The sequence below is a fragment of the Lentzea aerocolonigenes genome, from assembly GCF_000955955.1.
GTDB classification, from domain to species: domain Bacteria; phylum Actinomycetota; class Actinomycetes; order Mycobacteriales; family Pseudonocardiaceae; genus Lentzea; species Lentzea aerocolonigenes_A.
Window position 1 is genome coordinate 1 of the sequence record NZ_JYJG01000467.1, and the last position, 4,002, is coordinate 4,002.

The window sequence follows — 4,002 nt, forward strand, 5'->3', positions numbered from 1 at the left end:
CGGCACCACGATCCGTCCGCCTGACCGCGAATTCCCCGGCAACGTCCCGGGCCACGCCACTAGCCTGAGCCGGGTGATCGACCCACTGATCGACGACGCGGCCAGATCGAGGCTCATCAGACGATTCGGTGACGACGTGACCGGGTGGATCGACGCGCTGCCCGACCTGGTCGCCGCCCTCACCGCCCGCTGGGGCCTCACCCTCGTCACGCTCATGCCCGGCGGATCCGGCGCGACCTTCCTGTGCACCGACGCGGTGCTGAAGGTGACCCCGGACCACGACATCGCCGCCCTCGAAACCCGCGCGCTGACCGCCTGGGCCGACACCCCCGCGATGGTCGGCCTCCTCGACACCGACCTCGCCCGCGGCGCCCTGCTGCTGCAGCGCATCGACCCCGGCACCCGGGCCACCGACCCCGCGCTGGTGGTGCCGTCCCTGCACGCCGCGAACCCGGCCGGCTTCCCGCCGTTGAAGGCGCGCGTCGACTTCCTCTTCGAGACCGTCCTGACCCGCCGCACCGGCACCTACTACGCCAGCGAGCACCACCGCGCCCGCAAACTGGCCGAGGACAACGTCAAACCCGTGCTGCTGCACGGAGACATGCACCCCGGCAACGTCCTGCAAGGCCCGCACGGCCCCGTCGCGATCGACCCGCGCGCGTGCGTCGGCGACCCGGCGTCCGACTGGATGGACTTCGTGCACGGCGGATACGACCTGCACGGCGCCGACGTCGACCTGGACCGCGTGCACGAGTGGCTGAGCGCCTTCAAACCCTTCTACGGCTAGGGTCGCAGCCGTGCGATCTCACGACTACGGCCGCGACATCCTGAACACCCCGAAGCGCAAGAAGGTGCGGGAGATCCCGGCCGAACCAGGCCTCGTCGTCGAGGACCCCGCGAGCGGCTTCTGCGGCGCCGTCGTGAAGTTCGAGTACGGCCAGGTCGTGCTGGAGGACCGCCACGGCCGGCACCGCCTCTTCCCGCTCAACCCGGCCGGGTTCCTGCTCGACGGCGAGCCCGTCACCCTCGTCAAACCCGCGCCCCGGCCCCAGCAAGCGAAGATCAGCGCCTCGGGTTCGGTGAAGGTCGAGGGACTGCGCGCCCAGACCGCCAAGGCCAGCCGCATCTGGGTCGAGGGCAAGCACGACGCCGAACTGGTCGAACGCGTGTGGGGCCACGACCTGCGGGTCGAGGGCATCGTCGTGGAACCGCTCGACGGCGTCGACGAGCTGCCCGCCCGCATCGCCGAGTTCGGCACCGCCCCGAACCGCCGCCTCGGCGTGCTGGTCGACCACCTCGTCGCGAACTCCAAGGAACAGCGCGTCGTCGACCAGATCCACGACGCCAACGTCCTGGTCACCGGGCACCCGTACGTCGACATCTGGCAGGCCGTGAAGCCCAGGGCGGTCAAGATCAAGGCCTGGCCGGTGATCCCGCGGGGCATCCCCTGGAAGGAAGGCGTCTGCGCACAGCTCGGCTGGGGCGAGACCTGGCAGGGCTGGCAGCGCGTGCTCGGCGCGGTCAGCAGCTACCGCGACGTCGAGTCCGACCTGCTCGGCGCGGTCGAGCGGCTGATCGACTTCGTCACCGTGCCCCAGGACTGACCCGCGCGTAGTGCGCGACGATCACGCCCTTCGTGGTCGTCACGCTGCCGGTCAGCGAGAACTCCGTCATCGGCGCGGGCGAGGAGAACAGCCGCGCGCCGCTGCCCAGCGTCAGCGGGTGGATCACCAGCGTGTAGTGGTCGACCAGCCCGGCCGCGTGCAGCGACCGCACCAGCGCCGCGCTGCCGACGATCGACAACGGGCCGTCCAGCGCGGCCACGTCGTCGATCCCGCGCAGCAGCACCGAGTTCTCCCACGCGCACGCATCGGTCAGGCTGCGGGAGACCACGTACTTGGTGGCCGCGTTCATGTGCGTGGTGAACGGGTTGCCGTCGGTCGCCGACGCCCACGCCGTGATGAAGTCCTGCCAGGTCCGCCGCCCGAACACCATCGCCCCGGCGTGCGCCATGCCCTTGCCCATCTCGGCCGCCAGCACCTCGTCGCTGTAGACGGCGGCCCACCCGCCGAAAGCGAAACCGCCGCCGGTGTCCTCGTCGGCACGTCCCGGTGCCTGCACCACACCGTCGAGCGTCATCAACATCGTCGCGGAGATCGACACCGCCATCACCCCTCGTCCCTCCAGAGCCGCTGTCACCTCTCACACGAACGGCCGCACCGGGTTTCGACACCGCCGATTGATCGATTTCGTCACGGTCCGGGGCCCAGCACGGTGAATCTCGGAGCCGGGTGCTCCCCGTTGGTGTATGTATGGGCGCATGGCCGCGCTGATCTGGCTGATCGTCGGGATACTCCTCGTCGTCGCCGAGGTTCTCTCCGGTGACTTCGTGCTGGTGATGCTCGGCGCCGCCGCGCTGGCCGCGGCGGGCGTGTCCGCACTGGGTGCCGCCGACCTGGTGAGCGTGCTCGTGTTCGCGGCGTCGTCGGTCGGCCTGATCGTCGGGGCCCGGCCGTTCGTGAAGAAGCGGCTGCAGCTCGGCTCGGGGATCAAGATGCACCACGAGGCACTGCTGGGCGCCAAGGCCGTCGCCGTGTCGCAGGTGCACGAGCACGGCGGGCAGATCAAGATCGGCGGCGACACCTGGAGCGCGCGCACCCTCGACGGGTCCGTGATCGAAGAAGGCGAAGCCGTCACCGTTGTCGAGATCTCGGGAGCGACCGCCGTGGTCATCGCGGCTGTGTGAACCCAGAAGGATGTGAACCGAGTTGGACCCGATCACCCTTGTGGTCGTGGCCGTAATCGCGATCTTCGTGCTGACCATCGCCGTCAAGTCGGTGCTGGTCATCCCGCAGGCGCAGGCCGCCGTCATCGAACGCCTCGGCCGCTTCCGCAACACAGCGGCACCCGGCCTGAACATCATCGTGCCGTTCATCGACAAGGTGCGGGCCCGCATCGACCTGCGCGAGCAGGTCGTGTCGTTCCCGCCGCAGCCGGTGATCACCCAGGACAACCTGACGGTCTCCATCGACACGGTCGTGTACTTCCAGGTCACCGACCCGCGCAGCGCGGTGTACGAGATCTCGAACTACATCGTCGGTGTCGAGCAGCTCACGATCACGACGCTGCGCAACCTCGTCGGTGGCATGAGCCTCGAGGAGACGCTGACCTCGCGTGACCACATCAACGGTCAGCTGCGCGGGGTGCTGGACGAGGCGACCGGCCGGTGGGGCCTGCGCGTCGCCCGCGTCGAGCTGAAGTCCATCGACCCTCCACCGTCCATTCAGGACTCGATGGAGAAGCAGATGCGCGCCGACCGCGAGAAGCGCGCCATGATCCTCACCGCCGAGGGCCAGCGGGAGTCGTCCATCAAGACGGCCGAGGGGCAGAAGCAGTCGCAGATCCTCGCCGCCGAGGGTGGCAAGCAGGCGGCGATCCTGTCCGCCGAGGGTGAGCGGCAGTCGCAGATCCTGCGCGCGCAGGGTGAACGCGCCGCCCGCTACCTGCAGGCACAGGGCCAGGCCAAGGCCATCGAGAAGATCTTCGCCGCGATCAAGGCGGGCAAGCCCACCCCGGAGGTGCTGGCCTACCAGTACCTGCAGACCCTGCCGCAGATGGCACAGGGCGACGCGAACAAGGTGTGGATGATCCCCAGCGACTACGGCAAGGCGCTGGAAGGCTTCGCACGCATGCTCGGCGCGCCGGGCGAGGACGGCGTGTTCCGCTACGAGCCGCCGGCCGCCGAAGAGGGAGAGCTGTCGCGGCCGGAGGACGAGGACGACGGCGTCGCCGCCTGGTTCGACCTCAAGTCCGACCCGAAGGTCGCCGAGGCCGTCGCCGCCGCGGAGGCCGTGGCACGCCAGGAGGTCCCCGGACCGCTCAGCTCGCCGCGGTCGGTCTCCGCCGCGTCGTCGCTGCCCGAGCTGGAGGCCGACCAGCCGCGCTCACTGCACCAGCCCGACGACCAGATCTAGGAACACCACCCTCCGCACACGATGAAGG

Annotated in this window: 5 protein-coding genes; 4 read left to right on the forward strand and 1 reads right to left on the reverse strand. The window is 69.8% G+C overall.

Annotated elements, in window-relative coordinates; all coding sequences use genetic code 11:
- Positions 1 to 73 precede the first annotated feature (73 nt).
- Both UK23_RS43775 and UK23_RS43780 read left to right on the forward strand, forming a co-directional pair.
- A complete protein-coding gene (locus UK23_RS43775) occupies positions 74 to 787 on the forward strand; it encodes an aminoglycoside phosphotransferase family protein (RefSeq protein WP_156213822.1) in 714 nt (237 codons plus the stop codon).
- A gap of 10 nt (positions 788 to 797) precedes the next feature.
- Entirely contained in the window at positions 798 to 1,604 is an 807-nt protein-coding gene (locus UK23_RS43780) for a DUF3097 domain-containing protein (RefSeq protein WP_045317740.1), read from the forward strand.
- Here the strand turns inward: UK23_RS43780 and UK23_RS43785 are convergent.
- Entirely contained in the window at positions 1,585 to 2,169 is a 585-nt protein-coding gene (locus UK23_RS43785; RefSeq protein ID WP_045317741.1) for a dihydrofolate reductase family protein, read from the reverse strand. The genes UK23_RS43780 and UK23_RS43785 overlap by 20 nt on opposite strands.
- Before the next feature lie 151 nt (positions 2,170 to 2,320).
- Here UK23_RS43785 and UK23_RS43790 point away from each other — a divergent pair, with 151 nt between their 5' ends.
- Together UK23_RS43790 and UK23_RS43795 are read left to right on the forward strand one after the other, a co-directional pair.
- A complete protein-coding gene (locus tag UK23_RS43790) occupies positions 2,321 to 2,746 on the forward strand; it encodes an NfeD family protein (protein WP_045317742.1) in 426 nt (141 codons plus the stop codon).
- 31 nt (positions 2,747 to 2,777) lie between these two features.
- Positions 2,778 to 3,974, forward strand: a complete 1,197-nt coding sequence (locus UK23_RS43795) for an SPFH domain-containing protein (protein WP_156213823.1) — start codon at positions 2,778 to 2,780, stop codon at positions 3,972 to 3,974.
- Positions 3,975 to 4,002: the final 28 nt, after the last annotated feature.

Coding starts and splice junctions, on each gene's coding strand:
- UK23_RS43785 (WP_045317741.1), bottom strand. CDS start 2,169: ATGGCGGTGTCGATCTCCGCGACGATGTTGATGACGCTCGACGGTGTG.
- UK23_RS43790 (WP_045317742.1), top strand. CDS start 2,321: ATGGCCGCGCTGATCTGGCTGATCGTCGGGATACTCCTCGTCGTCGCC.